Here is a 24279-nt window from a genome sequence, read left to right as displayed (position 1 = left end):
TTGTTTTAGAAGTCCCGAGTCAGCCCGAATTCTAATCTCTGTCTTGAATAATCGCCTAACGATACGTTCGACCACGATCTTGATGTGACGCCTTGGACGTAAGGAAAGGCGCCACGAACAATCAGGTCTCTCTTGGAAAGCCTTAGCGTGAGGCCGAGTTCGCGATCATCGCGACGAACGCCGAACACAGTCGATGGTCGCTCGAATGCACGACGCCTAACATAGGGCTCGACATAGGCTGATATGCCAAATGGTAGGGACGTAAGCCGGCCAGCTGCAATCTGCACGAGGCTGTAGTCCGCCTCCGCTCCGACCAGATCATATGACGCAGTCGTCAGGCTGGCCCGCCACAGCGCATTCGGCCCGAGGTACCGCGTACGGCTGAGTTGACCGCCAAAGCTCCAACCATCGAGGCTGTCTCCGAACCTATTATCGATCCTGTCGATATAGGCCGTAGCGGCAAATCCCGTCTTTGCGTCGAGATACGCCGTCCCCGAAACACGAACCCCATGCGCCGATTCGAAGGGATTCCCGCCCAGGCCGATCTCCCGATAGGTCACTGCCGCGCTTATGGAGAGTCTGATCCCGGAACGAAGTTCCGGGCCGATGAACACATTCAGTTGTTGCTGATCGAAGGCTCGGTTTGGTGCCTCCAGAATAGAGAACGATCCTCCCCCTTGAATGGAAAACGCCTCGTTGATGAGCCATTTACGCTCGACCCCTGCAGCCATTGACGCGTTCACGCCTGATTGCCGCCTCGCGTCTTCCGACAACGTGAAGGGTAGACCAAACACGTCGATGGTTCCGGCGCTGGTAGCGCTATTCAAATTGCTGTCCGGCGCCACAGAGACCGTGACCGAGACGCGAAGATTTCGCGCACTTTCTATCGCCGCCAGACGATCCCGCACGATCTTCGCGCGCACCGGATCTAGCGCGCCCGAAAGCGCCAGACGATACGACAGCCTCGCCGGTCCAAGGCGGCCGGCGGCAAAATGGATTTCCCCGACCTGGAACCGCGCCAATGCATCGGCGCCGTTCTCGGCCATCCAGCCTTCCAAAAGCGCCATCGCTTCGTCATTTCGTCCCAGCCGGGCCAGTAGCGCTGCCTTCAGGCGAATGCCGTCCGCAATCTCCGAAATGTCCGGCCTGGCGTCCAGGAACGCCAACGCCAACCAGAGATCATCCTCCGCCAAAGCCTGAGCCAAGGACGAGGCGAAATCGCGCATCGGCACGGAATTGGCTGGAGCAGACTTTTGTGTGTCACTCGCGGCTTGAACCTGAGAAGTCTGAAAGACGATGAACAGGAACGCGACGAGTTGCAGACATCGCCCAAACGACTGCGATGTCACCTTGTTCTTAGGCCACCGACACCAACCAGTTTTCCGCCGCCGCCGCCGGTCTCGTTCAGCGAGAAGCCGAGGGCTGCCTCAGTCGGCGCGCCCGCACCGTAAAACGCGCCATCGACAGCGCCCGTCATTGCCGATCCGGTCGCTGCCCCGGAGAACGAAGCGCCGGAGATGGTGGCGGTGATGTTGAAATTCAGACTGTAGGGTGGACTCGCCGACGCACTGTTTGCGTCGATCATCCTGAAGTTAGAAGCCGAACCCGTCACGGCGCCAGTGCCGAAGTTCGCGGTCAGGCTCAGATCGCTCGCGGTAGCGTAGGATACGCCGGCGCCATTGATATATTGGCCGCGAGTTCCGCCTTCATACTGTGCCGTGCCCGTGGTCGGCATGATCATGGTGGGCTGAACCTGGCCGACGGCGAAATAAGTATAGGCGCCGCCCGCCGGATTGGGTGAGACTCGTCCGAGTTGGACGTAGTCCAGTCCGCCTTGAAGGACCGAAGTGATGTCGTAGAGGGTCAGCGTGCTGCTGTCGCCAGGGACAAGTGCGCCGTTGATGTCACGCACCACATTCGTAGCGACGCGCACTGAGCCGAGCCCATCGTTTCGGCTCTGCGGATTGGCGTAGCGCTTGTCTATAACCGACGCGCCGTCGAGGTTCCTGAAGCTGTAGACATCGTCACTGGTGTCGCTGGTCCCACGACGATCGATCGTAAATAACGAATACGCCGAATTGGTCGATGCGCCGTTGGAACGAACACCGACCTGAGGCCCCACCACCTGGATCGATCCAGACTGGCAGGAAAGCGCAGAAGGCGTAGCCGAGCAATTGGATGCGTAAGGCGGCGGGGGTGGCGGGGGCGTCACGACACCACCTCCAGGACCTCCCCCTCCTCCACTTCCGCCGCCACAGGCGGAAAGGGAGACACCTGCCATAAGCGCAACCAACGATACTTTGAACTTTGAAATCATACTCTCCCCCTGTCCGACGGGGCTACATGAGTTCGCCCGTACGAACAACACTCTCCGCCTGCGAACCGCGCGGTCGTAACACTCACGCGTTGTGTCTCCAGTCTTTACGCCAGACCTTGCACCTCACTTCCTTTCCCCCAAATCCGCTCCATGCCCTCCATCCTCTTCGTCTGCCTCGGCAACATCTGTCGCTCCCCCCTCGCCGAGGCCGCCCTGCGCGCCGAGGCTGAGCGGCTCCGGCTCGATCTGATCGTCGATTCCGCCGGGACCGGGGACTGGCATGCGGGCGAGCCGCCGGACCCAAGGGCGCAGGCGACGGCGCGGCGTCACGGGGTCGAGATTTCGGGGTTGAAGGCGCGGCAGGTGACGCAGGCGGACTTTCGCCGCTTCACCCATGTCATCGCCCTGGACCACGAGAACCTGAAAAATCTGCGCCGCCTGCGCCCCGACGATGCGACCGCCGAGCTCAGCCTGCTGCTCGACCACGTCCCCGGCCGCGAGGGCCAGGCCGTCGCCGACCCCTATTTCGGCGACGACGACGGGTTCGAAATCACCTGGGCCGAGGTGACGGCCGCCGCGCGCTGCCTGGTCGCCAAACTGTAACCCTCCCCTCTCCCGTTGGGAGACGGGCAGCGTCACCTCACTCTGCTGTCGGCGAAACCTTCAGGAACAGCACCCTGGCTGCGCCATAGTCGCGTGCGTCCAGACGCTGATAGCCGGGGGTGTCGATCTCCGGCTCGTCCGACCCGCGCTCGAACACCACCAAGGCGCCGGGCTTGAGCCAGCTTCCCTCGATCAGCCGCGCCAGCGTCTGCTCCCCCAGCCCCTTGCCATAGGGCGGATCCAGAAAGGCCAGGTCGAACGCCTCGGCGATCGGGCCGGGCCGCACGCCCAGATCCGTCGCGCTTCTGCGGTGCACCCGCGTGCGTCCCATCAGCCCATAGGCGTCGGCGTTCTCGCGGATCGCGCCGCGCGCCCCGTCGTCCGTCTCGACGAACAGGCAGAAGCCCGCGCCCCGGCTGACCGCCTCGAACCCCAGGGCGCCCGAACCGGCGTACAGGTCGATGACCCGCAAGCCTTGCAGGCTCTCGCCCCAGGCGGCGTGTTCCAGCACGTTGAACACCGCCTGGCGCGCGCGGTCCGAGGTCGGGCGCGTGCCCTGCCCCTCCGGCGCGACGATGGCCCGGCCCTTCAGGCTTCCGGCGACGATCCGCATCAGGCGGCTCCGCCAAAGCGGCGTCCGACCCAGACCCGGCCGGCGATCAGCAGCCCCAGCGCCAGCGCCGTCACGGCCGCCAGCAGCCCCACGCCCCGCGCCATCAGGAAGAAGCTCAGCGCGCAGGCCAGTCCCGGCATCAGGGCATGGGTCACGACCACCGTGGCGTGCACCGCCCAGTGCGGCCGCGGCCGGATCGCATCGGTCACAAAGGCGGCCCAGCCATAGGCGCCGGCGTGCATCACCCCGACCATGGCCACCAGGCTCAGATAGATCCAGGCCCCCTCGCCGTTGCGCGGCTGCTCGTAGAGCAAGGTCGTGGCGAACGGCATCAGCACCACCCCGGCCAGGGCCAGCATGTTGAACAGCATCACCCCATTGCTGAAGCCGGTCATGCGGGCGAACACCCGCCGGTGCGTGTTCCAGAAGACGCCGATGATGGCGAAGCTCAGCGCAAAGGCCGTGAACATCGGCCACCGCTCGGCCCACAGGCTGGCCCACTGTCCATTCCAGCCTTCGGGCACATGCAGTTCGATGGCCAGCAGGGTGATGGCGATGGCGAACACCCCGTCCGAGAACAGCAGCAGCCGTTCCAGGCTGTGATCGCCCTTCGCCGGGCTCAGGTCCGCTGTCGTCGTCGTCATCGCCATTCCCCCTGTCGCTACCCTTGTCGTCAATCCTGCGGCGGCGCGAACTGCGCCCACAGCTCGTCCGTCGTCAGGCGCGGCCGCTCGCCCGCCAGCGCATAGGTCGCCGGCTTGCTCTCGATGCAGAACTCATCCTCAAGGGCGAAGACCGACGGATCGTCGAACGCCTGGGCCGAGACCATGGTGATCGCCCCGTCGTTCGAGCGCCAGAACAGGCCGGTTCCGCAGGCGGGGCAGAACTGCCGCGTCGCCCAGTCGGACGACACATAGGTCGCCACCTCGCCCGTGACCGCGACGCTGTCGCCGCAGTCCACGCTGAACAGGATGCCGCCCGACTGCCGCCGGCAGGTTGGGCAGTGGCAGGCGTGCATCCCGCCATTCGGCGTCGCAGTGAAGGTGACGGCGCCGCACAGGCACCGCCCGGTCGAGATCGTCATTGCTCAGTCCCCGGCGGCGATCCTCAGCGGGGCGTGCGCGGCTTGCCGCCTGGCCCGCGTCCGCTCGTTCCGGACGGACCGGCCGGCTTGCCGCCCGTGCGAGGCTTGGAATCGCGGCCGCCGCTCGGCTTTCCGCCGGGACCGCCTGCGCGCGGGCCGGAACCCGCACGTCCCGCCGGTTTGGCGCCGGGCTTGCCGCGCCGGTCGTCGATAAACTGGTCGTCGCGCGGCTTAAAGGCGCGCTTGGGCCGATCTCCATCCCTCACGGAGTTGGCCTCACGCGCCGGGCGGTCGCCGGCGGGCGCGGTGCGTTCGCGCGGCTTGAAGGTCTTGGAGTGCTCGAACTTGGGCGCGGCCTTGGCCCAGCCTTCCTTCTTGGGCGGACGCTCGCGGCGCTCGACCGCATCCGCCTGGGCCGTTTCGGCGGCGCGAACGCGACTGGGCTTCCTCGACGGGTCCGACATGGCCGAACCCGACCGGCCCTTGACGATGGGCGTCGACACCCGACGGCCGGGGATGGGCGCGGGCGTCTCGACCGCATTGCCGGTCGGCAGGTTCTCGGGCCGGATGTAGTCGGCCAGCAGCTCGCGGATCACGCGCGGCCCGACCTCTTCCACCGACCCGACCGGCAGCACGTCCAGGCGGAACGGGCCGTAGGCCAGGCGGATCAGTCGGTTGACCGTCAGGCCGACGGACTCCAGCACCTTCCTGACCTCGCGGTTCTTGCCCTCGATGATCGACACCGAGATCCACAGGTTCGCCGGCGCCTTGCCGTCTTCGGACTTGGACTCCTTGGCCTTGTCCAGCTTGGCCTCGATGGGACCGTAGGAGACGCCGTCCACGACCACGCCGTCCTTCAGCGCGTCCAACTGCTCCTGGGTGATCTTGCCCCGCGCCCGCGCCCGGTACTGACGCACCAGAGAGGTCGAAGGCAGCTCCAGCGCCCGGCTCAGCTCGCCGTCGTTGGTCAGCAACAGCAGGCCTTCGGTCGCCAGATCGAGCCGTCCGACCGAAATCACGCGCGGCAGACCGGCCGGCAGGGCGTCGAACACCGTCGGGCGACCCGTCGGATCGCTGTGGCTGGTCAACAGACCCGCCGGCTTGTGATAGCGCCAGACGCGCGTCGCCTGCGTCGAGCCGATGGGCTTGCCGTCCACGGTGATCACGTCGTCGCGCGTCACCAGCGTCGCGGGCGTATCCAGGATGCGCCCGTTGACCGCCACCTTGCCCAGACCGATCAGCCGTTCGACCTCGCGGCGCGAGGCGATGCCGGCGCGCGCCATGGTCTTGGCGATTCGCTCGGCGCGCAGAGGCGTCTCCGGCATCTTGGACTTGCCGTCCTTGCCGCCCTTATCGGTGCGGGGCCGGTCGCTGCGCGGGCGGTCGGCCTTGTCGCCGAACCGCTTGGCGCCGTCTTCGCGAGGGCCGCGCGGCTTGTCGCCGAATGATCTCGTCCCGTCGCCGCTCTTGCGGGGACCGGAGGATTTAAAGGGCCGGGGCAACCGTTCGTCTTGACGGGCGCGGGGCTTCTTGTCGTTGTCGTCTGTATGGCGGACCATGATGAGCGGTTCATGCGCATGGCGCTGGACCAAGCGCAAGCGGCGGCGGACGCAGGAGAGGTGCCCGTGGGCGCAATTCTTGTCGATCCTGCCTCAGGTGAGGTAATTTCGACCGGCGCCAACGGTCCGATTGCGGCCCACGACCCCACCGCCCATGCCGAGATCGTCGCCCTGCGGCGCGCGGCGACAGCGCTGGACAACTACCGCCTGACCGGCCTGACCCTCTATGTGACGCTGGAGCCCTGCGCCATGTGCGCCGGCGCCATCAGCCACGCCCGCATCGGCCGCGTCGTCTGGGCCGCCGACGATCCCAAGGGCGGCGCCGTCATCCACGGTCCGCGCCTGTTCGAACAACCCACATGCCACTGGCGCCCGACCACGGACTCGGGCCTTCTGGCGGACGAGGCGTCGTCGCTGCTCAAATCCTTCTTCCGTCAAAGACGGGGAACGGCCACAGGCGGCGCACGTTAGAACGCCGCGAAAAGCTGCGCCGTTGGGCGGGGCCGTGGAGGGAAAAGACCTTGTTCAAGCCGGATCTGCCGCAGTCGATCGTGTTCAGCGGCCTGGCCGCCCTGGCCCTCCTCACCGCCTGCGGCGCCGATCCCGACAAGGCGCCCCGCACCGGCGACGAGGTCAAGGAACGCGCCATCCAGGCCCAGACCGCCCGCCAGCGCACCGGCGCCGAAATCCAGGACCGCACCCTGAACCGAGTCGTCCACACCGTTTATCTTTGCGACAACGGCGAGCGTCTGTCGGTCGATTTCGACAACCCGCGCCAGATGGCCACCATCCGCAACTCGTCCGGCGAGGCCATCGATCTGTATCAGGAGCGCGCCGCCGACGGCATCTGGTACCGCGCCTCCAACGTCGAACTGCGCGGCAAGGGCGTCCTCGCCACCTGGTCCGTCGAAGGCCGTCAGCCGACGGAATGCCGGGCGGTAGACTAAGCGAAGGCCGCTAACCGCCGGTCCAGCCTCGCGCGCACCTCGGGCCAGTCATCGTCGATGACGGCGAACATGGCGGTGTCGCGCGCCCGGCCGGTCCAGGTGATCTTGTGCTTCCTCAGCACGCCCTCGGCCTTGGCGCCCAACTTCAGAATGGCCGCCTGGCTCCGGGCGTTGACGGCGTCGGTGATGATCTCGACCCGCACAGCGCCCGCGTCGAAGGCATGACCAAGCAACAACCGCTTGCAGGCCGGGTTGATCACCCCGCCCCGCGCCTCGGGCCGATAGAAGGTCGAGCCGATCTCGCAGCGGCGATAGGCCGGGTTGATCTCATACAGGCTGGTCGTCCCGACCACCGCCCCGTCCGAGCGTCGCCGCACCGCATAGGCGATCCGCGTCTGCGCCTGCATCGCCGCCAGCGCAGCCTTCCACCAGGCCTCGAAATGATCGCCATGGGCCGGGGCGACCATGATATCCCAGGACGCGGGGTCGCAATCCAGCGCGGCCTTGACCTCGGCTTTCAGTCCTTCCTCGAACGGCTCCAGCCGCACGAAGCGATCCTCCAGAGGGACCGAGGCGATGCGCATCACGCGGTCGCGCCTTCCTCGACCAGGAAGCCCCGCACCTTGGCCGCATCCACGCCCTTGGCGACGAAGGCCTGGCCGATGCCGCGCGCTAGGATCAGAGTCAGCGCCCCGCCCTCGGCCTTCTTGTCGCCCGCCATCAAGGCCAGCAGACGGTCGGCCGCGAACGATCCCGCCTGATCCAGCCGCGTCGGCAGACCCGCCGCCCTGACCACCGTCTCGACCCGTGCCACATCGTCCGCAGAGCACAAGCGCTCTCGCGCCGAATAGCGGAAAGCCATACAGCAGCCGAGCGCCACCGCCTCGCCGTGCGCCAGCGCCCATTCGTCAAAGCCGACCTCGGTCTCGATCGCATGGCCGAAGGTGTGGCCCAGGTTCAACAGGGCGCGCCGCCCCGCCTCCTTCTCGTCCTCGCCGACCACCGCGCTCTTGATCTCGACCGAGCGGATCACCGCCCGCTCCAGCGCCGCCGGATCGCCCTTGGCGCCCACAGCCCCCTCGCCCGCCAGCCAGTCAAAGAAGGGCGCGTCGCAGATCAGCCCGTGCTTCAGCACCTCGGCCCAGCCGGACCTTACCTGGCGTTCCGGCAGCGTCGCCAGCACGTCGATGTCCGCCAGCACCAGACGTGGCTGATGAAAGGCGCCGACCAGGTTCTTGCCGCGCGGCGTGTCGATGGCCGTCTTGCCGCCGACAGACGAGTCGACCTGGGCCAGCAGGGTCGTCGGAATCTGCACGAAGTCGATGCCGCGCATGAACAGGGCCGCCGCCAGGCCGGCCAGGTCGCCGACGACACCACCGCCCAAGGCGATGACCACATCCTTGCGGTCCAGCCCGATCTCCAGCAGCCGGTCCAGCACGCGTTCCAGCTCGGCGAACGACTTGGAGCCCTCGCCCGCCGGCACCGCCACGATCTGGCTGGTCACGCCCGCCGCCGTCAGCGACGCGATCAGGGTCTCAGCGTGGATGTCCGCCACAGTCTCGTCGGTGACGATGACCGTCCGCCCTTTGGCCAGCGCTGCGATGCGTGCGCCGGCCTGCGCCAGCAGCCCGCGCCCCACCACCACGTCATAGGCGGCAAAGGCCCCGCCGCTGACCGGAATGATCGTCATTGCGGGGTCTCCGTGCGTCGTTTCTGGCGCCAGTGTCGGCGCAGGTTCTTGTGAATGGCGTCCACCGCCTGGCCGTGCGAGCCCTGCCCGACGTCCACGGCCACATCGGCCTCGCCGTAAATGGGATAGCGCGCCTCGGCCAGGCCCGTCAGAACCTCCAGCGGATCCTTGCCGCGCAGCAGGGGCCGCGTGTCGCGCCGCGCCACCCGCTCCGCGATGACCGCCAGATCGGCCCTCAGCCAGACCGTGTCGGCCTTGGCCTTCAGCAGCGCCCGCGTCTCCGGGTTCATCATCGCCCCGCCGCCGGTCGCCAGCACGATGGGCGGCCCCTCCAGCAGGCGGCGGATCACCCGCGCCTCGCCCGCGCGGAACTCGGCCTCGCCGAGGGCGGCGAAGATTTCCGACACCGTCATCCCGGCCGCCGCCTCGATCTCTACATCCCCGTCCGCAAACGGCAGTCGCAGCCGATTTGCCAGCCGACGACCGACCGACGATTTGCCCACCCCCATCAGGCCGACCAAGGCTATGGTGCGGGTCGGACCCGGATTCGCACGCCGCCTCATCCGGCGGCTCCGGCGGAACGGTCGGTCGAGAGGCAGGCGAAGGCGGCGGCGCGGGCAGGCATGATCCAGAAAACCTCTACACCAAGCCTGACCTTGCGCCAGTCGTTCAGGCTACGGATCGCCGCATGACTCCCCAGATCGAGGCCTTTCTGGAGATGATGGCGGTCGAACGCGACGCCTCGCCCCATACGCTGTCCGCCTATGGCCGCGATCTGGCGGACGCGGAGATGGCGTTGTCGAACGCCGGCGGGTTGATGAAGGCAGACGTCGAAGCGGTCGAGGCCTGGTTCGCGGACCTGTCGCGGCGCGGCCTGTCGGCGGCCACCGCAGCCCGTCGCCGCTCGTCCGCGCGCCAGTTCTACCGCTTCGCCCTGGCCGAGGGGTGGCGCACCGACGACCCTTCGCGCCGCCTCGACGCCCCCAAACAGGGCCGGTCCCTGCCCAAGGTGTTGAGCCGCGCCGAGATCGACGCCCTGCTGGCCGCCTCGGCCGCACGCGACGCGGCGGCGGGCCTGCGCCTGGTCGCTCTGGTCGAGATGGCCTACGCCTCCGGCCTGCGGGTATCCGAACTGTTGGGGCTCAAAGTCGAGGCCGTTCGGCGCGACCCCGCCTATCTGATCGTGCGCGGCAAGGGCGGCAAGGAACGTCTAGCCCCCCTGAACACCGCCGCGCGCGAAGCGATCAAGGCCTGGCTCGTCGCGCGCGACACCAGATTCAATAGCAAGGATGGGCGAAAGCCTGGGGCGCCCGAAAGTCCCTGGCTCTTCCCCTCTTCCGGCCGCACCGGCCACCTGACCCCACGCCGGTTCGCCCAACTGTTGGACGAGGCCGCGATTACCGCCGGCATCGATCCCGCCCGCGTCAGCCCCCACGTCCTGCGCCACGCCTTCGCCACCCATCTGCTGGAAGGCGGCGCCGACCTGCGCGTCGTCCAGACCCTGCTAGGCCACGTCGATATCGCCACGACCCAGATCTACACCCACGTCGCCACCGATCGCCTGGCCCAAGTCGTCCAACAAAACCACCCCTTGGCGCGCGACGACTGAACCCCCGCTTGCCCGGCGGCGTTGACCTCTCTAGGTTCGCGCGCCTTCCCCAAGGGCGCTTTCGCCCGTTTGCAGTTCCCGGACGCCTTGATGGCCACGCACTATCTCGACTTCGAAAAGCCGATCGCCGATCTGGAAGCCAAGATCGAGGAGCTTTCGCTGCTGGCCGACACCTCGGGCGACATCGACCATGAGATCGAGGGCCTGCGCAAAAAGGCCGAGCAGCTGCGCAAGAAGACCTACGCCGGCCTCGACCCCTGGATGAAGACCCAGGTCGCGCGCCATCCGCAGCGCCCGCACTTCGTCGATTACGTCCAGAGCCTGTTCACCGACTGGAACGAACTGCACGGCGACCGTCAGTTCGGCGACGATCAGGCCATCCTGGGCGGCCTGGCCCGGTTCCGCGGTCGTCCAGTCGTCATCATGGGCCACGAAAAGGGTCACGACACCGCGACCCGCATCACTCACAACTTCGGCATGGCGCGGCCCGAGGGCTATCGCAAGGCGGTGCGCCTGATGGACATGGCCGAGCAGTTCGGCCTGCCGGTCCTCAGCTTCATCGATACCGCCGGCGCCTATCCAGGCTTGGGCGCCGAGGAGCGCGGCCAGGCCGAGGCCATCGCCCGCTCGACCGAGCGCTGCCTGACCCTGGGCGTGCCCTCCATCGCCACCATCACGGGCGAAGGCGGCTCGGGCGGCGCCATCGCCATCGCCGCGGCCAGCCGCGTGTTGATGCTGGAACACTCGATCTATTCGGTGATCTCGCCCGAGGGCGCCGCCGGCATCCTGTGGCGCGACGGCGCGCGGGCCAAGGATGCGGCCATGGCGATGAAGATTACCGGCCCGGACCTGATGCAGCTGAAGATCGTGGACCGCCTGATCCAAGAGCCTGTCGGCGGCGCCCACACCGATCGCGACGCGGCCATGGCCAATGTCGGCGACGTTTTAGCCGAAGAGCTGAAGGGCTTCGACGGCCTGACGCCCCAGCAGATCAAGAAACGCCGCGCGGATCGCTTCTACGCCATCGGCGCCCTCTGACGCCTGGTCGCTTTGGCCGACCAACGTTAACGCAGCATCCATCCTCGTCTGCGAAGCTCGGCGCTTCGTTCAGGGGCATCGGGGTTTGCGACCGGCCATGAGTTCAGCGGCGGGACAGACTGGGGCCTTTGCGCCATGAGCGGCGGCGAGTCCCTGCGTGAAAGCGCCGTCTTCAACCTGGCCGGCGCGATCACGATGATCGTCGACGATTCGCCGTTTTCGCTGACCCTGACTTCCAACGCCCTGACCGGTTTCGGCATCCGCCCGACCTATGCGTGCGGCACGGGCATGGAAGCCAAGAAGCTGCTGACCGACAAGCCCGTCGATCTGCTGGTCGTCGACACCGACATGCCCGACATCGACGGGTTCGAACTGGTGCGCTGGCTGCGCCGCTCCGGCCCCAATCCCAACGCCTTCACCCCCGTCATCATGACCGCCAGCCACATTCGTCGCGGGCGCGTCACCGAGGCGCGGGACTGCGGCGCCAACTTCGTCGTCACCAAGCCCTTCAGCCCCGCCCTTCTGCTGGAGCGAATCCTGTGGGTCGCGCGCGACACCCGGCCCTTCTTGGAGGTCGGCGACTATCTGGGGCCGGATCGCCGGTTCCGACACACCGGCTATGAAGGCGTGGAACGCCGCGCCGACATGATTCGCAAGGCGAAGGGGATGGAGAGTCTGGCCCTATGACCGTCATCACCCACAACCAGCGCAAGTCGCGCCTGTCCGAGATGCTGGATCGCCCCGGCGGCGTTAGCATCGGGGTCGCCCTGGCCCAGGCCCGCGCCAATCTGGACGGACTTCAGGATCAGGCCCGCGCCATCATCGGCGACAATATCGCCGTCCTGCTGGCCAAGCCCGATCCGAACCTGATCGAGCCGATGCGGCTGGATCTGGCCTATTCCGCTTCCAGCCAGATCATCGACGCCGCCAGCCCCTTCTCGATGGACGACCTATGCACCGCGGCCAAGGGCCTGTGCGACCTGCTGGACGCCGCGCCGCGTCAGGGCGGTTTCGACTGGCGCATCGCGACGGTCCACGCCCAGGCGATGAAGCTGTTGCTGGCGCTCCCGCCGGAAGAGCAGGCCGCACGGACCGCCATCCTGACGAACCTGCATGAGGTTCTGAAAAAGAAGCTTCCGGCCGCCGATCAGTCGGCCATCTGAGGCGTCTTGCCGCCGCGCGTCTGTTTGCGCCACAACGCCGCATATTCCCCGCCCTGTCGAGCCACCAGTTGGTGGTGACCGCCGCGTTCGACGATCCGCCCGGCCTTCAACACCAGAATCTGGTCCGCGTCCGCCACGGTCGACAGCCGGTGCGCGACCACCAGGGTCGTGCGGCCGTTCCTGGCCTTGCGCAGGGTCTTCTGGATCGCCGCCTCGGTTCGGCTGTCCAGCGCGCTGGTCGCCTCGTCCAGGATCAGGATGCACGGATCGGCCAACAGGGCGCGGGCGATGCCCACCCGCTGGCGTTCGCCGCCCGACAGCTTGAGACCCCGTTCGCCGACCTTGGTCTGCATCCCGTCAGGCAAGCCGCGAATGAAGTCGGCCAGTTCCGCCGCCTCCGCCGCCGCCCACACCTGCGCCTCATCCGCCTCGGGCCGGGCGAAGGCGATGTTGGCGGCCAGGGTGTCGTTGAACAGCGCCACATCCTGAGGCACCAGCGCCACCGCTGATCGCAGCGAGGCCTGGGTCACCTCACGCGCGTCATGGCCGTCGATCAGCACGCGCCCTTCCTGCGGATCGAGCAGACGCAGCGCCAGTTTGACGATGGTGGACTTGCCCGCGCCCGAGGGCCCGACAAGCGCCGTCGTGGTGCCCGGCGCGGCGTAGAAGCTGACGTCCTCCAGCCCATTGGCCCGCGCGTCGTGGCGGAAGCCGACGGCCTCGAATGCTACCGACGCCCCGCGCGCATCCACCGGCCGCGGCAGGGCGACGGCGTTCGGCGAATCGGCGACCTGCGGCGTCTGTCGCGTCACCTTCAGCATCTCCTCCATGTCGATGAAGGACTGACGGATTTCTCGATAGGCGAAGCCTAGGATGTTGAGCGGCGCATACAGCGAGATCATGATCAGCACCGCCGCTGTCACGTCGCCCGGTCCCATCCGCCCGGCCGCCGCCTCGAACCCGGCCATCACCGCCATAACGCCCAGCCCCAGGTTCATCACCAGGGCCTGCATCCCGTTCAGCATGTTCAGCGAACTGTTGGCCTTCAGCGACGCCTCGGCATAGTCGCTCAACGCGCGGTCATAGGTCTGGGCCGCGCGCGTCTCGGCCCCGAACGACTTGACCGTCTCATAGTTCAGCAGGGCGTCGACCGAGACGCCGGCGGCCTCGGAATCGGCCACATTCATGATCCGGCGATGCTCCAGCCGCCAGTTGGACATGGCGAAGGTGGCGGCGGTGTAGATGACGACCACGACCACCGCGACGGCGGCGAAACGCCAGTCGTATTTGGCGCCCAGCACCCCGGCCGCCAGCACCAGCTCCACCCCCGTCGGGACCAGGTTGAAAGCGAGGATGCGCAGCAGGAAATCGACCGCGCGCGATCCCCGGTCCATCGTCCGCGACAAGGCGCCCGAGCGTTTGGTCTGGTGGAAGTCCAGCGACAGGCTCAGCGCATGAGCGAACGCCTCGGCCGCCGTCGCGCGCTGGGCGGCGGCGCGCACCGGCGCGAATACGACGTCGGAGATCAGGGGCGAGGCCGCCGACAGGAACCGCACGACAGTCCAGCCGATGGCGAAGGCCGCAAAGCCCAGGCCGACGGCGGTCGCCGCACCCTGCCCCGCCGCCAGACGGTTGACCGCCGCGCCCAGCACCAGCGGCGCTATGACGCCCAGTCCCTTGCCCGCCAGCGTCAGCAGGATGGCCGAGATCAGCCGCAATCTCAGGTGCGGCGCGCCTGATCGGGCCACCAGCCGCGCCAAATCCGCCAGCGCCGTCAGCGTCGGGGGTCCGTCCGTCTTGTCCTGTGGGCTCCCTGCCTGCTGCGCCTTGACCATCGGGTCACGCCTGCCGCCGGAGCGTTCGCCTCGTATCGCCATGATCCGCATATGGAAAGCCAATGCGACCGGGGAAAGGCCACGCTGGCGCGCAAGCGGGGATTAGTCGCTCAGCCCAGATCGGCGACCGCCTCGATCAACTCGTCCACGGCCGCTTCCTGCGTCGCCCACGAGCAGACGAAGCGCACGGAACCGTCATCGAAGGCGTAGCAGGCCCAGCCCATTTCGTTCAGGCGGGCATGCGCCTCTGGCGGCATCCGCACGAAGACGGCGTTGGCCTCCACCGGATGGGCCAGGACGAAGGGCGACCGCCCTGCGATTCCCGCCGCCAGCCGCTGCGCCATCAGATTGGCGTGGGCGCCGCCCGATTCCCAATCGCCGCTTTCCAGCAAGCCCAGCATCGGACCCGACAGCAGCCGCGTCTTGGATGACGTCTGGCCCGCCTGTTTCAGACGGTTGTCCAGTCGCCGCGCCAGGCTCTTGTCGAACAGCACGATCGCCTCGGCGCAGTTGGCGCCCGCCTTGGCTCCTCCGAACACCAGCACGTCAACGCCCAGGCGGGGAATGTCCTTCAGGTCGAAACCGGCGGCGACAGCATTGGTCAGGCGCGCTCCGTCCATGTGGACGCCATAGCCCAGCGCCTTGGCCGGTTCGATCAGGTGGCGCAGCTCTTCCTCTGTATAGACCGAGCCATATTCGGTGGCCTGGGTCAGCGACAGGGCGGCGGGCGGCTGACGATGCCCGACTTCGGGTTCGCCCAACTGCGCCTGCAGCGCCAATGGATCGATCTTGCCCGAGAACCCCGGCAGCCCGATCAGGCCGACGCCGTGACCGAAGAAGCCCGGCGCGCCCGTCTCGTCGGTGCAGATGTGCGCCGCATGGTGCGCCAGCACCGCCTCATAGGGTTGGGCCAGCATCGACAGGGCGATGGCGTTGGCCGCCGTCCCGCTGAAAACAAAACGCACCTCGGCGTCCGCATCCAGACGCTGGCGGATCTGGTCGGCGGCGCGGGCGGTGACCTCGTCTGCGCCATAGGCGCGGACGAATCCCTTGTTGGCGCGCACCAGGCCTTCGATGGCGCTCAGCGCCATACCGGCGGTGTTGTCGGAGCCGAAATCGTAACGCATCAACGGTTCGTCGCCTTCAGATCGGCCATATCGTCCTCGACCGTGCGGACACGCACGACCGGGACCACATCCTCATCGCCATAGGGCACGGCGACCTGATGCGGGAACGGAATCTCGATCCCGGCGGCGTCCAGCGCCTCCTTGCCGCCCTGCATCAGGTCGGCCTGGGTCTGCCACCAGTCGCCGACCTTGACCCAGGCGTGCAGCGTCACCTGCACCGAACTGTCCAGCAGGCCCGTTACGCCCGTCCACGGATGGGGATCGTGAAGGACCTTTTCGTGTGCGGCGGCCATATCCGCCAGCACGCAGCGCGCTTGGTTCAGATCGTCGCCATAACCGACCGTGAAGTTGATCTCGATCCGGCGCGTCTGCTGGCCGGTCAAGTTGGTCAGCGGATCGCTCAGGACCTTGGAGTTCGGAATGACGATCTTGTGGTTGTTGGCGTTGGACAGCTGGGTCGTGAACAGGTCCAGGCGCTGCACCGTGCCGCTCATCCCGCCGACATCGACCACGTCGCCTACGCGATAGGGCCGCAGCACCAGCAGCATGATCCCCGACGCCACGTTCGACAACGTGCCCTGCAACGCCAGACCCACCGCCAGTGACGCCGCGCCCAGCACGGCGATGATCGAGGTCGTCTGAACGCCCAGCCGCTGCAGCACGGCGATCATGCCGATGATGAAGACCACCACCCGCACGACCTGGACCGCGAAGCTCAGGACCGTCGGATCGTGGCGGAATCCCTTGACCCTCGACAGCGTATTGCGCGCCCCGCGCGCCGCCCATTTCGCCGCAAAGACGGTGAGGACGAAGATCAGAATGGCGATCGTCAGGTTGATCGCGAAATCACCCGCCATGTCGGTCAGCTTGGCGATCACGGCGGCATCGATCGAAACGGCCTTACGGCCCGCGGCCACCGCGTCGGCGACTTCGTTGGAAATAGGCAGAGACATGAGGTCGGGTCTAACGCCTGACGCGACGATTGGAACCCCCGAAAGCCCGATTTCAGGCCTTTGCGATCCGCCCGCCGCCGCTTTCGATAGCGTCCAGCAGGTCCATCACGTCGTCGATGGTGTTGGCCTCTCGCGCCGGCTTGTCCCAGCGAATTCGGCTGACGCGCGGGAAACGCATGGCCACGCCGGACTTGTGCCGGGTCGAGCGATTCAGCCCCTCGAAGGCGATCTCCAGCACCAGTCCGAAGTCCCGCTCGGCCCGCACCGACCGCACCGGCCCGAACCGGTCGATGGTGTGATCGCGCACGAACTTGTCGAGCTGTTTCAACTCCTCGTCGGTGAAGCCGAAATAGGCCTTGCCCACCGGCGTCAGCGGCCCCTCCGGCGTCCAGACGCCGAAGGTGTAGTCGGAATAGAAGCTGGAACGCTTGCCGTGCCCGCGCTGGGCGTACATCAGGACGGCGTCGATGACGTGGGGGTCGCGCTTCCATTTGAACCACGGTCCCTTGGGTCGCCCCGCCAGATAGGGGCTGTCCCAGCGTTTCAGCATCAGCCCCTCGGCCGCCGCCCCGACCGGCGGATCGGCTCGCAACCGCGCCAACTGATCCCAATCCGCATAATCGACCACCGGCGACAGATGCAGTCGCTCGCCGGTATGACCATTGACCAGGGCCTCCAGGCGCGCCCGACGCTTGCGCAGCGGCAGGCCGCGCAAATCCTCGCCATCCTGGGCCAGCAGGTCATAGGCGACGACCGCAGCCGGAAAGGCCTGCATAGCCTTAGCGTCCACCGACTTGCGATTCAGCCGCTGCTGAAGGTCCCCGAACGGCGCGACCGCCCCGTCGCGCCAGATGATCAGCTCGCCATCGATCGCACCTTCGAACGCCAGGGCGTCCATCACATCGGGAAAGGAGCCCGAAATCTCGTCGCCGGTGCGGGAATAGAGTTTGCGGACCTCGCCCTCCAGCACCGCCTGAACCCGGATGCCGTCCCACTTCCATTCGGCCGCATAGTCGGCCGGCGAGAGTTTGGGCAGATCGACCGCTTCATCGATGGCAACAGCCAGCATGACGGGTCGGAACCGGCCGGGCGCATCCGGGCTGGGCCGCTCCGCCCTGCCCTCCAGCCAGGCGAACAGATCGGCGTAGGGCGGCTCGACCGCGTGCCAGACCTCCTCGATGGCCGAAGCGTCCAACGCTTCCAGCGTCATCTGGGCCTCGTCGCCGTCCGGCGAAGGCGGCGCCATCACCGCGTCCGGGCGCATCATGGCCGCCGCCGTCTTGGCCAGCCGCGCCGACATACCGACACGCAAGGCCCCGGTCATCAGCTTCAGCAGCGCCCAGCGCCCTTTCGGCTCCAGCGCATCCAACCAGCCTTCCAGAAGACCGCGCACCTCCGTCCGCGTCGCGGTCCTTAGCGCCTCAACGACCTCGGCCAATTCGGGCTCGCGGTTCGGCCGATGGTCCGACGTCACGGGCCAGATCAGGGCCACCGTCTCCGCCAAATCGCCCACATAGTCGTAGGACCAGCCGAACAGCACGCTGTCGACCCGGCCTTCAACCGCCTTTCGGATCATGGCCGGCTTGGCCGCGTCGAACGTCAGGTCGCCCGTCAGCGCCGCCAGCGCCCAGCCCCGATCCGGATCGGGCGTCGCTCTCAGATAGTCGCGCACCAGCACCAGCTTCGCATTGCGCGAGGCCGTCAGGGACAGGCGGTCCAGTAGCTCGGCGAAGGCGCGCATCGTCATCCATCTTGGGCGTCGGAAGCGTCGCCGTCTTCATCAGAACGAAAAACGCCCCGGAGGTTTCCCTCCGGAGCGCATCTCAAATCCTTGGCGGATCAGTTGAACAGGCCGGCGATCACGGCGGTGATCAGGCCGCCGGCCACGGCGGCGAGCACCACGTCATTGCCGCTGCGGACATATTGATAGCCACGGGGCGGCGCACGTAGGCCGTAGCGGTTGTAGTCGTTCACCACATAGGCGTTGGTGCGGTAGTAGGACGGCATCCGTTGACCATAGCTCCAGGTCCGAACCGCATAGCCACGCGGCGGCACATAGCGCGGGGCGTTGTAACGACGTTCCGCACGCTGCCAGCGCTCATAGGCGCGTTGTTGCTGGCGATAGTCGCGACGATCCTCACGCAGTTCGCGGCGGTAGTCGCGGCGATCCTGGCGATATTCCCGACGATCGTAGTGGTCAGGACCCGGACCGTGACGTGCGGCGGGACCATGCGGACCGTGGGGCGGCATGGGTTGGGCCGACGCTGCGCCAGCAGCGCCCAGCGCGCCAGCGGCCATGACCGAAGCGATTGCGGTGGTCAGGATCTTTTTCATGATCGTGTCTCCATCTGCGCCGAAGAACGTCGGCTTGGATGCAGTTATGGAGCACGGCGACTGAGGCGCACCTGAACCAGCGTCATCGGCCCAGGTTCATGTCGGGAACACAGGATCGCCGCAATCAGGCGGCAACAGAGGCCTCCGACGACGGCAGCGCCATCTGGGCGACCGCGTCGCGCCCGCCGCTGACGCGCCCCATCAGGGCGGCCAGGGCGCCGAAATCGATCGGTTTGTTCAAATAGGCGTCGGCGCCGGCCTGAAGACCGGCCTCGTGATCCTCATGACGCGCCGAGGCCGACAGGACCACGATCGGAGTGCCGGCGTTCTGGCCGCCGTCGCGGATCATGCGGGTCGCGGTCAGTCCGTCCATCACCGGCATGTTCACATCCATGATGATTAGGTCGAACGGCTGGTCCTTGGCGATATCGACCGCGACCTGACCATTTTCGGCCGTCGAAGTGACGTGGCTGGCCGAGCTCATCCAGGCCTCCAGAATCATGCGGTTCACCGGGTGATCCTCGACCACCAGGACGCGCAGCGATTCGCCGCCTTCGATCTCGGCATGAACCTCGGCCGCCGCGACGGGCTTGGCCCATTCCACGACCTCGGCCTCGATTTCCAGGGTGAAGCACGAGCCCTCGGCGAGCTTGGACGTCACGGTGATGTCGCCGCCCATGATATTGGCCATGCGCCGTGCGATGGTCAGGCCCAGACCCGTGCCGCCAAAGCGTCGCGTGGACGAGGTGTCGACCTGGGTGAAGGGCATGAACAACCGCTCCAGATCGGCCGCCGCAATGCCTGCGCCGCTGTCCTGGACGACAAACTCGAACCGCACGCGCTGATCCGACACGCGGTGTCCGCGCACGAGATAGTGGATCTCGCCGGCCTCGGTGAACTTGACCGCATTGGACAACAGGTTCTGCACCACTTGGCAGACGCGTAGCGGATCGCCGCGCACCACCGTCGGGATCTCGCCCTCCACGGTCGTCACGAACGTCAGGCCCTTGGCTTCGGCCTGCGCTTCAAAGGGTCCAGTGATGCGCTTGTTTAAACCGTCGATGACGATATCGACGACCTCGAAGTTCATCTTGCCGGCCTCGATCTTGGTCATGTCGAGGATGTCGTTCAGCAGCGACAACAGATTGTCGCCGGAGTTGCGGATGATCGACAGATATTCGCGCTGCGTCGTCTCCAGTCGCGTCGCGCTGAGCAGTTGGGCCGCGCCCAGCACGCCGTTCATGGGAGTGCGCAGTTCGTGCGAGATCACCCCCAGGAAGTTCGACTTGGCGTCATTGGCGGCGTTGGCCTTGTCGCGGGCCGCTTCCAGCTCCTCGATCAGATGCGCCTGGTGCGACTGGAAGGCCCGGATGCGGTCTTCGCGCAGCAGGGTCATGGTCACCAGCACGAACAGACCCGCCGCCGTGAACGGCAGGACCGCCAGCATCGACCAGAAGGCGTTGGTGCCCCATAGGCTGAACAGAATGATCGTCGCGGCCGCGCCGTAGGGCGAAGAGATGATCAGGGCCTGACGCGGCGAGCTGCGAAGCTGAGCGAATACCAGCACATAGCCGGAAATCAGCAGGGCGAGGGCCAGGGGGCGTCCGAACTCGGTGGGCGAGAACCAGGCCATCAGAGGCGCAATAGCCCAGGCGCCGGTCGTCACCGTGGCCACGATCGGGAAGATCACGCCCCAGTTGGTGCCGACGCGATGGCTCAGACGATGTTCGACGATTCCCCGCAGCGACCCGGCCGCCAGGGTGCCGCCGAACCACAATAGCGCCGGCCACAGGCCCACCGTGCCGAGAAGACCTACGCCCCACGAGGCGATGATCATGTAGCGGAGATACTGCGTCTGCAGGATGGCGGTCAGCGCCTGGGCCGCGTCTCCGGCGCGTTGTTCGCCTTCGAGCGCCTTCACGACGCCGTCTGATTCCACCATAAGCCCAGATCCCCACGTTCTGTTTGGTCGGATGACGCTAAGACGAAGGTTCTAAGACGATGTGAACGCGGTTCTTTCGCTCAGCCTGCCTCCTCCGGCGTCAGCGCCTTGATCGAAAGGGCGTGGACCGGTCCGGCCATCTCGTCCTTCAACAGGGCGTTGATCGCGCGCTGTCGCGCCAGCCGCGATTGCCCCTGGAAAGCAGCGGACACGATCACCAGATTGAAATGGCTTTCTCCGCCAGGCCTGGCGTCCATTCCGCCTTCATGATGATGTCCGGCGTGGCGCCAGCTGTCGTCCTCGACCTCCAGACGCAAGGGCGACAGCCCTGCCGTCAGTTTTGCACGAATAATCGTCGCCACCGGGCCTTCAGACATGATCGATTCCTTGATGCTGTCCCAATCGGGCTTACACTTCGGCTGATGTCCGCCTCCTTTCAATACAAGCCGCGCTTCACCGACATTCGGGTGAAGCCGCCCAAGCCCGAGGAAGAGGCGGCGAAAGCCGACGTCCTTCATCTCAAGCCCGGCGAAAAGCCGTGCCAGTGGCCCGACTGTCGCCGGGCTGCTGCGGCCAAGGCGCCCAAGTCGCGCGAGCGGCTGAACGACTTCTACGAATTCTGCCAGCCGCACGCCGGCGAGTACAACAAAGGCTGGAACTTCTACGCCGGCATGAGCGAAGGCCAGATCCGCGCCGCCCAGGAAAACGAGGCCATGACCGGCGGGCGCCCGACCTGGGAAATGCAGGCTGGCAAGTTCACGCGCGAGGCGGCCGCATTCGCCGCCAAGATGGGCACCTCGAACACCACCGGCGCCGGCTCATGGCGCGACAGCTTCGGCCTTTTCGGTCGCAAGGGCGATCAGGCGCCGCAGTCCGCGACCGAGGACCGCCGCATCGGCAAGCTGGAACGCGCCGCCTTGGCCGACCTCGATCTGGACCCGGGCGCCGAAAAGGCGAAGATCAAGGCTCAGTATCACGAGCTGCTGAAGCGGTTTCACCCTGACACCAACAGCGGCGATCGCAGCGCCGAGGCAAAGCTGCAACGCGTGATCAAGGCCTGGAAGACGCTGAAAAAGGCCGGTCTGGCCTGACGGCCTATTCGGCGTAGATCATCTTGCGCGTCATGCCGCCGTCCACGGTCAGCACCTGACCTGTCACGAAACTCGCTTCGGCGAGGTAGAGCACGGCCCCGGCGATATCCTCGGCGCGGCCGACGCGGCCGACCGGATGCTGTTCGTGATCGACAGAACGCAGATCCTCGCCATCCGAAATCCAGCCGGGCGCAATGGCGTTCACGCGAATCCGAGGGCCTTCGCTGATCGCCAAGGCGTGGGTCAGGGCGAACAGCGCGCCCTTGGACGCCGCATAGGCCTCAGTGTGCGGCTCGGACATGAAGGCGCGCGTCGAGATCATGTTCACGATAGCGCCGCCCTCGTTCAGCAACGGAATGGCCGCGCGGCTCATCAGAAAAGCGCCGGTCAAATGGCTGTCGATGGTCTTGCGCCAGTCCGCCAGCGACAGCTCAGCCAGCGGGCCGTTCACCGGATCGGCGATGCCCCCGTTGTTGACCAGCAGGTCCAGCGACGACCAGCCCAACGCCTCGAACGCCTGTTTGACCGAGTCCTCATCACCCAAATCGCAGTCGATATGACACGCTTCGCCCTCTCCCGGCTTCAGGTCGAAGGAGGCGACTTCCCATCCGTTGGCCAGCAAGGCCTTACAGACGCCTGTTCCGATCAGGCCTGATCCGCCCGTGACAATCGCTTTTTTCATGGTGCCGAAACCGGCGACGGCCGGCTTGGTTGCGCCGAATCAGGGCTGACCGGCGGCTTGGCTGGCCGCGGCGGCCATCATAGGGCTCGACGGCTCGCGGAAATAGCGATCGATCCCGTCCGCGACCGACTTCATCAGGCGACGGCGCGCACGCTCGTCGGTCAGCAGCCGCTCGTCCTCGGGATTGGTGATGAAGCCCATTTCCAGCAGCACGGCCGGCACGTCGGGCGCCAGGAGCACAGCCAGACCCGCATCGCGATGGCTGCGGCGAAGCAGGGGATGGTCCGAGCCTTCTAGGTGCGTCAGCAACACGCGCGCGAACTGGGCCGAGCGGTTCTGGGTCGCGCGCTGGGTCATGTCGAGCAGGATGCGATCCACCGACGGGTCGCGGCCCGGCAGATGCAGCTCGCGGTGCCAGTTGTCGCCGCGCGTGAACTCGCGCACGGCCCGGCCCGCGCCCTGCTCCGACAGGGTATAGACGCTGGCCCCGCGCAGCGCCGGATCGGCGCCGGCGTCGGCGTGCAGGGAAATGAACAGGTCGGCATCGGCCTGACGCGCGATGGAGACGCGGCGATAAAGGTCGACATAGCGGTCGTCGGTCCGTGTCAGGCGCACGCGATAACGGCCGTTCTTCTCGAGCTCGGCCTTCAAAGCCAGGGCGGCGGCCAAAGTGACCTGCTTTTCCTGGGCGCTTGCGCCGCTGGCGCCGGGATCATTGCCGCCATGGCCGGCGTCGATTACGATCAGGGGGCGTTCGGCGCGACGTGGCGGCGCGCTGGCGCGCGGCGCCGGCGTGGTCGAGGCGCGCGCGGCGGCTCCCGTCGCCTTCAGGTCCACGACATAACGATAATGGCTGACGCCGTCGCCGGGCGGCAGCAGGAAGCGCCGTTCGATCTCGCTGCCGCGTGCCAGTTCCAGCTGAACCCGCGACGAACCGCCGGACGCCGTGACCTCGTAGGAGCGCACCAGACCCGAACCGCCGCCGTTCAGACCGCGCCCTGGCGCAACACCGCTAAGGGCCAGGACCACCCGGCCCTCGCCGCCTGCGTCGATGACGCGTCCCTGCGCCGTCTTGTCCAGATCGATGACGACGCGGGTCCGATCGCCATCGGCGCCGAAGCGCACCGCCAGCACGTCGCCCTGGGCGCCCCAGGCGAAACCGCGCGTTGCCGACAGACCGACCATGCAGATGACCACGAAGGCCAGGGCGGTCATCGCCCACTCCTTCGCGCCCCAGCGCATCAGACCTGTCAAAACGCGACCGCTCATCTGCGTCGGCGAACCCGGTTTAAGCCTACTTGAACCCCATCATGACAGAGGCTCGTATTCAGGGGGTTAAGGCGAGCGCCTTTTAATTCTCCCGTTGCATGACTATGCTGTGACCGCTCGCGAACCGATCGCGCCGATTTCGCCTCTGCGAATCTTGGCGCGCCCTCCTCGCGGCGTTGACTTTCACCAATCCTAGAACCGCCCCGGCCTGGCCGATGGTTCGAAGAGCGGACCAGGGACGCGGCCTTCCCAAGGGATTGGCGCGCCCGGTTCAGGACCGACGACTTAATGGGCCTTTCCGCCTGCGTTCCCCAACGGCTTGATCAAGCCTTCTTCGCCGTCCTCGGCGAGGGGATGTCGCGCGCGCCGGCCCTCACCTTCATTCGGCGAGCCGCCATGACCCTGTCCGGAGATCCGGGACGG

General features: G+C 66.9%; 26 protein-coding genes. 8 read left to right on the top strand and 18 right to left on the bottom strand.

Annotated elements, in window-relative coordinates; genetic code table 11:
* Positions 1-5 precede the first annotated feature (5 nt).
* A complete protein-coding gene (locus BLR19_RS01390; protein WP_091746338.1) occupies positions 6-1349 on the bottom strand; it encodes a surface lipoprotein assembly modifier in 1344 nt (447 codons plus the stop codon).
* Positions 1346-2122 (bottom strand): transferrin-binding protein-like solute binding protein, encoded by a 777-nt coding sequence (locus BLR19_RS01385; protein WP_143007320.1) that lies wholly within the window; start codon positions 2120-2122, stop codon positions 1346-1348. The genes BLR19_RS01390 and BLR19_RS01385 overlap by 4 nt, the downstream gene beginning before the upstream one ends.
* Before the next feature lie 345 nt (positions 2123-2467).
* On the opposite strand from BLR19_RS01385, the gene BLR19_RS01380 reads away from it, so the two are divergent.
* Positions 2468-2920, top strand: coding sequence for a low molecular weight protein-tyrosine-phosphatase (locus BLR19_RS01380; protein WP_091746331.1), 453 nt, complete (start codon positions 2468-2470; stop codon positions 2918-2920).
* A gap of 37 nt (positions 2921-2957) precedes the next feature.
* Here the strand turns inward: BLR19_RS01380 and rsmD are convergent, their stop codons facing one another.
* Genes rsmD through BLR19_RS01360 form a run of 4 tightly spaced genes read right to left on the bottom strand, consistent with a single transcriptional unit; the run spans position 2958 to position 6176 of the window.
* On the bottom strand, positions 2958-3533 hold the full coding sequence (rsmD, locus tag BLR19_RS01375) for a 16S rRNA (guanine(966)-N(2))-methyltransferase RsmD (RefSeq protein WP_055753424.1): 576 nt from the start codon (positions 3531-3533) through the stop codon (positions 2958-2960).
* Entirely contained in the window at positions 3533-4177 is a 645-nt protein-coding gene (locus BLR19_RS01370) for a TMEM175 family protein (protein ID WP_176758249.1), read from the bottom strand. The genes rsmD and BLR19_RS01370 overlap by 1 nt, the downstream gene beginning before the upstream one ends.
* 29 nt (positions 4178-4206) lie before the next feature.
* Positions 4207-4617, bottom strand: a complete 411-nt coding sequence (locus tag BLR19_RS01365) for a GFA family protein (RefSeq protein ID WP_066551267.1) — start codon at positions 4615-4617, stop codon at positions 4207-4209.
* 23 nt (positions 4618-4640) lie between these two features.
* Positions 4641-6176 (bottom strand): pseudouridine synthase, encoded by a 1536-nt coding sequence (locus tag BLR19_RS01360; RefSeq protein WP_091749017.1) that lies wholly within the window; start codon positions 6174-6176, stop codon positions 4641-4643.
* A 12-nt stretch (positions 6177-6188) separates the two neighbouring features.
* Between BLR19_RS01360 and tadA the strand changes: the two genes are divergently transcribed.
* Together tadA and BLR19_RS01350 are read left to right on the top strand one after the other, a co-directional pair.
* Complete coding sequence (gene tadA / locus BLR19_RS01355; protein ID WP_091746324.1) at positions 6189-6647, top strand: tRNA adenosine(34) deaminase TadA; 459 nt, start codon at positions 6189-6191, stop codon at positions 6645-6647.
* A gap of 50 nt (positions 6648-6697) precedes the next feature.
* Complete coding sequence (locus tag BLR19_RS01350) at positions 6698-7123, top strand: MliC family protein (protein ID WP_082464998.1); 426 nt, start codon at positions 6698-6700, stop codon at positions 7121-7123.
* Here BLR19_RS01350 and BLR19_RS01345 read toward each other — a convergent pair.
* From BLR19_RS01345 to BLR19_RS01335, 3 genes are read right to left on the bottom strand one after another with little or no spacing between them, the layout of a single operon-like run.
* Entirely contained in the window at positions 7120-7707 is a 588-nt protein-coding gene (locus BLR19_RS01345; RefSeq protein ID WP_091746321.1) for a GNAT family N-acetyltransferase, read from the bottom strand. The two genes, BLR19_RS01350 and BLR19_RS01345, sit on opposite strands and share 4 nt — an antisense overlap.
* Positions 7707-8813, bottom strand: a complete 1107-nt coding sequence (gene aroB / locus BLR19_RS01340) for a 3-dehydroquinate synthase (protein ID WP_091746318.1) — start codon at positions 8811-8813, stop codon at positions 7707-7709. The genes BLR19_RS01345 and aroB overlap by 1 nt, the downstream gene beginning before the upstream one ends.
* Positions 8810-9376 (bottom strand): shikimate kinase, encoded by a 567-nt coding sequence (locus BLR19_RS01335; RefSeq protein ID WP_091746315.1) that lies wholly within the window; start codon positions 9374-9376, stop codon positions 8810-8812. The genes aroB and BLR19_RS01335 overlap by 4 nt, the downstream gene beginning before the upstream one ends.
* Before the next feature lie 125 nt (positions 9377-9501).
* On the opposite strand from BLR19_RS01335, the gene BLR19_RS01330 reads away from it, so the two are divergent.
* From BLR19_RS01330 to BLR19_RS01315, 4 genes are all read left to right on the top strand, one after another.
* Positions 9502-10422 carry a site-specific tyrosine recombinase XerD gene (locus tag BLR19_RS01330; protein ID WP_091746312.1) on the top strand — a complete coding sequence of 307 codons (921 nt, stop codon included), beginning with the start codon at positions 9502-9504 and terminating at the stop codon, positions 10420-10422.
* Positions 10423-10512: 90 nt separating this feature from the next.
* Positions 10513-11460 (top strand): acetyl-CoA carboxylase carboxyltransferase subunit alpha, encoded by a 948-nt coding sequence (locus BLR19_RS01325; protein ID WP_091749014.1) that lies wholly within the window; start codon positions 10513-10515, stop codon positions 11458-11460.
* Between the two features lie 135 nt (positions 11461-11595).
* Positions 11596-12147: a response regulator gene (locus BLR19_RS01320; RefSeq protein WP_091746309.1), complete on the top strand. Its 552-nt coding sequence runs from the start codon at positions 11596-11598 to the stop codon at positions 12145-12147.
* Complete coding sequence (locus tag BLR19_RS01315) at positions 12144-12623, top strand: chemotaxis protein CheE (protein WP_091746305.1); 480 nt, start codon at positions 12144-12146, stop codon at positions 12621-12623. The genes BLR19_RS01320 and BLR19_RS01315 overlap by 4 nt, the downstream gene beginning before the upstream one ends.
* Here BLR19_RS01315 and BLR19_RS01310 read toward each other — a convergent pair.
* From BLR19_RS01310 to BLR19_RS01280, 7 genes are all read right to left on the bottom strand, one after another.
* On the bottom strand, positions 12608-14500 hold the full coding sequence (locus BLR19_RS01310) for an ABCB family ABC transporter ATP-binding protein/permease (RefSeq protein ID WP_369818805.1): 1893 nt from the start codon (positions 14498-14500) through the stop codon (positions 12608-12610). The two genes, BLR19_RS01315 and BLR19_RS01310, sit on opposite strands and share 16 nt — an antisense overlap.
* 68 nt (positions 14501-14568) lie before the next feature.
* Entirely contained in the window at positions 14569-15585 is a 1017-nt protein-coding gene (locus tag BLR19_RS01305) for a threonine aldolase family protein (protein ID WP_091746299.1), read from the bottom strand.
* A complete protein-coding gene (locus BLR19_RS01300; protein ID WP_091746296.1) occupies positions 15585-16538 on the bottom strand; it encodes a mechanosensitive ion channel family protein in 954 nt (317 codons plus the stop codon). The genes BLR19_RS01305 and BLR19_RS01300 overlap by 1 nt, the downstream gene beginning before the upstream one ends.
* A 52-nt stretch (positions 16539-16590) precedes the next feature.
* On the bottom strand, positions 16591-18279 hold the full coding sequence (locus tag BLR19_RS01295) for a cisplatin damage response ATP-dependent DNA ligase (RefSeq protein WP_091749011.1): 1689 nt from the start codon (positions 18277-18279) through the stop codon (positions 16591-16593).
* A gap of 98 nt (positions 18280-18377) precedes the next feature.
* Entirely contained in the window at positions 18378-18872 is a 495-nt protein-coding gene (locus BLR19_RS01290; RefSeq protein ID WP_091746293.1) for an RcnB family protein, read from the bottom strand.
* Between the two features lie 124 nt (positions 18873-18996).
* Complete coding sequence (locus tag BLR19_RS01285) at positions 18997-20814, bottom strand: response regulator (RefSeq protein WP_091746290.1); 1818 nt, start codon at positions 20812-20814, stop codon at positions 18997-18999.
* A gap of 80 nt (positions 20815-20894) precedes the next feature.
* Positions 20895-21191, bottom strand: coding sequence for a BolA family protein (locus BLR19_RS01280; RefSeq protein WP_091746287.1), 297 nt, complete (start codon positions 21189-21191; stop codon positions 20895-20897).
* A gap of 45 nt (positions 21192-21236) precedes the next feature.
* Here BLR19_RS01280 and BLR19_RS01275 point away from each other — a divergent pair, with 45 nt between their 5' ends.
* Positions 21237-21905, top strand: a complete 669-nt coding sequence (locus BLR19_RS01275) for a J domain-containing protein (RefSeq protein ID WP_091746284.1) — start codon at positions 21237-21239, stop codon at positions 21903-21905.
* 4 nt (positions 21906-21909) lie between these two features.
* Here the strand turns inward: BLR19_RS01275 and BLR19_RS01270 are convergent, their stop codons facing one another.
* Together BLR19_RS01270 and BLR19_RS01265 are read right to left on the bottom strand one after the other, a co-directional pair.
* Positions 21910-22587, bottom strand: a complete 678-nt coding sequence (locus BLR19_RS01270; RefSeq protein WP_091746281.1) for an SDR family oxidoreductase — start codon at positions 22585-22587, stop codon at positions 21910-21912.
* A 39-nt stretch (positions 22588-22626) separates the two neighbouring features.
* On the bottom strand, positions 22627-23802 hold the full coding sequence (locus BLR19_RS01265) for an N-acetylmuramoyl-L-alanine amidase family protein (protein WP_218119295.1): 1176 nt from the start codon (positions 23800-23802) through the stop codon (positions 22627-22629).
* Positions 23803-24279: the final 477 nt, after the last annotated feature.

The sequence above is a fragment of the Brevundimonas sp. 374 genome (genome assembly GCF_900102995.1).
Classification (GTDB): Bacteria; Pseudomonadota; Alphaproteobacteria; order Caulobacterales; family Caulobacteraceae; genus Brevundimonas; species Brevundimonas vesicularis_C.
The sequence above is the reverse complement of the archived record's forward strand: the minus strand, read 5'-3'. Positions and strand labels throughout refer to the sequence as shown.

What these genes read in the sequence shown, in the direction of transcription:
- BLR19_RS01380 (WP_091746331.1), top strand. Translation starts at nt 2,468, where the DNA reads ATGCCCTCCATCCTCTTCGTCTGCCTCGGCAACATCTGTCGCTCCCCC.
- rsmD (WP_055753424.1), bottom strand. Translation starts at nt 3,533, where the DNA reads ATGCGGATCGTCGCCGGAAGCCTGAAGGGCCGGGCCATCGTCGCGCCG.
- BLR19_RS01370 (WP_176758249.1), bottom strand. Translation starts at nt 4,177, where the DNA reads ATGACGACGACGACAGCGGACCTGAGCCCGGCGAAGGGCGATCACAGC.
- BLR19_RS01365 (WP_066551267.1), bottom strand. Translation starts at nt 4,617, where the DNA reads ATGACGATCTCGACCGGGCGGTGCCTGTGCGGCGCCGTCACCTTCACT.
- BLR19_RS01360 (WP_091749017.1), bottom strand. Translation starts at nt 6,176, where the DNA reads ATGGTCCGCCATACAGACGACAACGACAAGAAGCCCCGCGCCCGTCAA.
- tadA (WP_091746324.1), top strand. Translation starts at nt 6,189, where the DNA reads ATGCGCATGGCGCTGGACCAAGCGCAAGCGGCGGCGGACGCAGGAGAG.
- BLR19_RS01345 (WP_091746321.1), bottom strand. Translation starts at nt 7,707, where the DNA reads ATGCGCATCGCCTCGGTCCCTCTGGAGGATCGCTTCGTGCGGCTGGAG.
- aroB (WP_091746318.1), bottom strand. Translation starts at nt 8,813, where the DNA reads ATGACGATCATTCCGGTCAGCGGCGGGGCCTTTGCCGCCTATGACGTG.
- BLR19_RS01335 (WP_091746315.1), bottom strand. Translation starts at nt 9,376, where the DNA reads ATGAGGCGGCGTGCGAATCCGGGTCCGACCCGCACCATAGCCTTGGTC.
- BLR19_RS01330 (WP_091746312.1), top strand. Translation starts at nt 9,502, where the DNA reads ATGACTCCCCAGATCGAGGCCTTTCTGGAGATGATGGCGGTCGAACGC.
- BLR19_RS01325 (WP_091749014.1), top strand. Translation starts at nt 10,513, where the DNA reads ATGGCCACGCACTATCTCGACTTCGAAAAGCCGATCGCCGATCTGGAA.
- BLR19_RS01320 (WP_091746309.1), top strand. Translation starts at nt 11,596, where the DNA reads ATGAGCGGCGGCGAGTCCCTGCGTGAAAGCGCCGTCTTCAACCTGGCC.
- BLR19_RS01315 (WP_091746305.1), top strand. Translation starts at nt 12,144, where the DNA reads ATGACCGTCATCACCCACAACCAGCGCAAGTCGCGCCTGTCCGAGATG.
- BLR19_RS01310 (WP_369818805.1), bottom strand. Translation starts at nt 14,500, where the DNA reads ATGGCGATACGAGGCGAACGCTCCGGCGGCAGGCGTGACCCGATGGTC.
- BLR19_RS01305 (WP_091746299.1), bottom strand. Translation starts at nt 15,585, where the DNA reads ATGCGTTACGATTTCGGCTCCGACAACACCGCCGGTATGGCGCTGAGC.
- BLR19_RS01300 (WP_091746296.1), bottom strand. Translation starts at nt 16,538, where the DNA reads ATGTCTCTGCCTATTTCCAACGAAGTCGCCGACGCGGTGGCCGCGGGC.
- BLR19_RS01295 (WP_091749011.1), bottom strand. Translation starts at nt 18,279, where the DNA reads ATGCGCGCCTTCGCCGAGCTACTGGACCGCCTGTCCCTGACGGCCTCG.
- BLR19_RS01290 (WP_091746293.1), bottom strand. Translation starts at nt 18,872, where the DNA reads ATGAAAAAGATCCTGACCACCGCAATCGCTTCGGTCATGGCCGCTGGC.
- BLR19_RS01285 (WP_091746290.1), bottom strand. Translation starts at nt 20,814, where the DNA reads ATGGTGGAATCAGACGGCGTCGTGAAGGCGCTCGAAGGCGAACAACGC.
- BLR19_RS01280 (WP_091746287.1), bottom strand. Translation starts at nt 21,191, where the DNA reads ATGTCTGAAGGCCCGGTGGCGACGATTATTCGTGCAAAACTGACGGCA.
- BLR19_RS01275 (WP_091746284.1), top strand. Translation starts at nt 21,237, where the DNA reads ATGTCCGCCTCCTTTCAATACAAGCCGCGCTTCACCGACATTCGGGTG.
- BLR19_RS01270 (WP_091746281.1), bottom strand. Translation starts at nt 22,587, where the DNA reads ATGAAAAAAGCGATTGTCACGGGCGGATCAGGCCTGATCGGAACAGGC.
- BLR19_RS01265 (WP_218119295.1), bottom strand. Translation starts at nt 23,802, where the DNA reads ATGACCGCCCTGGCCTTCGTGGTCATCTGCATGGTCGGTCTGTCGGCA.